This window comes from Mesorhizobium sp. ZC-5, assembly GCF_025753855.1.
Lineage (GTDB): Bacteria > Pseudomonadota > Alphaproteobacteria > Rhizobiales > Rhizobiaceae > Neomesorhizobium.
Genome location: NZ_JAOWPT010000056.1, coordinates 1 through 1,350, shown reverse-complemented (window position 1 = coordinate 1,350; position 1,350 = coordinate 1). Strand labels below are relative to the sequence as shown.

The following is a 1,350-nucleotide window of genomic DNA, read 5'->3' as shown; positions in this document are numbered from 1 at the left end:
TGAACGGGACCAGGCCCGCATTGGATGGCGTCGAACCGGTTCGCATCGGCCAAGGCGAAGTTCAATGGTTGAGGGAAACCTATTCCAGCCAGTGGCTCAGGCCTCCCGATGCCAGTGAACTTCAAGGACTGGTCGCCGATCTCGTCACCGAGGAGCTTCTTGCCCGCGAGGCACAGGCCATGGGTCTTGGCGAAGACGATACGATCGTCCGCCGCCGGCTGGCCCAGAAGCTGAAATTCCTCGTTGAGGATACGGCGCGGTTGACGGAGCCGACAGACGCAGAGCTGCGCCAGTATTTCGAGGCGAATACGGCGCGTTTCGAGGACAGTCCTCGGGTCTCTTTCTCCCATATCTATTTCAGTCCGGAAAACCGCAAGGATGCGGCCAAGGACGCCGGTCTCGTCCTTGCTGGGCTGGGCGCTGATGCCAGCGCCGATGTGGCGGAACTCGGAGACAGGTTTCTGCTGGAAGCAGAGATGACGCAGGCGGACCGGCAGACCGTCGCCAACGCGTTCGGAGACGCGTTCGCCGATGCGTTGCTGACGGTCGAGCCCGGCAAATGGAGCGGGCCGTTGAAGTCCGGCTATGGCACGCACCTAGTGTTTGTCAGCGCGAGGCAGACTGCCCGAAGGCCGGCGTTCGACACCGTGCGTGACAAGGTGGTCGCGGAGTGGCGGCGCGAAAGCGAACAGAAGATGCGCGAGGCGTATCTTGCACGGCTGCGCAAGAAATACGGGGTGGAGTTCGAAGACAGTGTGAAGGCGCAGCTCGAACCACAACCGGCGGCGGATGGATCGATGCGATGACCGGGCACCGGTTTCTCGTTTGTCTTTTGGCAGCCTTTTGCGCAGTCGCGGCATCGCTCGTGGATGCCGCCGCGCATGAGGTTCGGCCTGCCTATCTCGATGTTCGCGAAGAAACACCCGACGTGTTCAGGGTGTTGCTCAAGACTCCCATGCAGGGCGATGCGCGGCTCGCCTTGTCTGCGGCATTTTCGGGCGATGTGGTCAAACTCACGCCAGTCGTCTCGCGCCCGACTGGCAACGCGATGCTGCAGACCTGGCAGATACGCGCCGCCGAGCCGCTGGAAGGTCAGGCGGTATCGATCGACGGCCTGCAGAACACGATGACCGACGCGCTCGTGCGTATCGAATTTCTCGACGGCTATGTCTGGCTGGAAAAGCTTACTCCGGGAAGGCCCGGCGCGACGATCCCTGCCACGCAGAGCAGCTGGACCGTGGCGCGGACCTATATCGTCAGCGGCATTGAGCATATCCTTTTCGGCTTCGACCATCTGCTGTTCGTCGCCTCCCTGATGCTGATCGTCCGGGACTGGCGCATGCTGGTGAA

The 1,350-nt window shown here is 62.1% G+C and carries 1 protein-coding gene and 1 pseudogene; both read left to right on the top strand.

Annotated elements, in window-relative coordinates; genetic code table 11:
* Positions 1 to 806 (top strand): peptidylprolyl isomerase (locus tag OHD58_RS30470; RefSeq protein WP_263807306.1); only part of this gene is annotated, 806 nt, incomplete at its 5' end.
* Positions 803 to 1,350 (top strand): annotated as a pseudogene (locus OHD58_RS30465) (HupE/UreJ family protein); the annotation flags it as partial. The gene OHD58_RS30470 and the pseudogene OHD58_RS30465, both read left to right, overlap by 4 nt.